This window comes from Phytobacter sp. V69, assembly GCF_965644215.1.
In the GTDB taxonomy this organism is placed as follows: domain Bacteria; phylum Pseudomonadota; class Gammaproteobacteria; order Enterobacterales; family Enterobacteriaceae; genus Phytobacter.
This window is the reverse complement of sequence record NZ_CBFFRL010000499.1, coordinates 1-596: the sequence shown is the minus strand read 5'-3', so window position 1 is coordinate 596 and position 596 is coordinate 1. Positions and strand designations below refer to the sequence as shown.

Sequence of the window (596 nt, the reverse complement as noted above, 5' to 3'; positions counted from 1 at the left end):
GGCCTCATTTCTCGCTGCCGTCCAGATCAGATGCATCGCTCTCTGGGCTAAAATCTTGTGACGACACTATCTAGCGCGTACGGCCACTTTGTCAAAATAATACTCATGTGCGACGGTGAAGTCCTGAACGAACTCGAGGCTTGAGCTGCACTTCGCCAGCATGTGGATGCAATAGGCTTTATACGCTTCGGCGGTTTCGCCATGGGGAAAGTAAATGGCGTACTTCATGGCCGTATACTGGGCATGATCGTTATAGCTGAAACTCTCAAGTTTGCCCTGATAGTAATCCGCGAGAATGTAATCGGCCTTCGAGAAAATATCGCTGCAGGAGCGCAGGCACAGCTCAAAGCTGATTTTGTTGCCCCAGTAGTCACCGGCGTACAAAAACAATCCCAGCGCATCCGACATATGGTTTAAAAAAAAGCGTTACCGCTGCGAATACCCTCAATATGTGATTCCAGGAACTCGCCCTGATACTCAGGGTTCCTGCGCACCTCCTCTTCTTTCAGGGCGTTAAACACACTAGGCTGTGTCCCTTAATTGCATAACCTCTTGTAAAACAATCGGATGCAACCCAGCTTGACCATTGAAAGATA

Annotated in this window: 1 protein-coding gene; it reads right to left on the bottom strand. The window is 48.8% G+C overall.

All coding sequences use genetic code 11. The features are described from left to right. Positions 1-66: 66 nt before the first annotated feature. Positions 67-390: a hypothetical protein gene (locus ACSZPU_RS26215; RefSeq protein WP_499004547.1), complete on the bottom strand. Its 324-nt coding sequence runs from the start codon at positions 388-390 to the stop codon at positions 67-69. Between the last annotated feature and the right edge of the window lie 206 nt (positions 391-596).